The organism is Citrobacter sp. TBCS-14 (assembly GCF_005280805.1).
In the GTDB taxonomy this organism is placed as follows: Bacteria; Pseudomonadota; Gammaproteobacteria; order Enterobacterales; family Enterobacteriaceae; genus Citrobacter; species Citrobacter gillenii.
Genome location: NZ_SZWM01000036.1, coordinates 1 through 261 on the forward strand (window position 1 = coordinate 1; position 261 = coordinate 261).

The window sequence follows — 261 nt, forward strand, 5'->3', positions numbered from 1 at the left end:
TTATCAATGATAACACCATTACCGATCACGGTATCGTCCAGCGCACCACGGTCAATGGTGGTACATGCGCCAATCTCAACACGATCGCCAATAATCACGCGACCAAGCTGCGGGATCTTCACCCAGTTACCGCGATCGTTCGCGTAACCAAATCCGTCGGATCCGACAACGGTGCTGGACTGGATCAGGCAATTTTCACCGATCTGAATGTCGTGGTAAATCGTCACATTCGCCCACAAGCGTGAACCTGCGCCGATTTTT

At 51.7% G+C, this 261-nt stretch carries 1 pseudogene; it reads right to left on the reverse strand.

Annotation, left to right across the window (positions count from 1 at the left end):
* Positions 1–261 (reverse strand): annotated as a pseudogene (lpxD, locus tag FDX22_RS00155) (UDP-3-O-(3-hydroxymyristoyl)glucosamine N-acyltransferase); the annotation flags it as partial.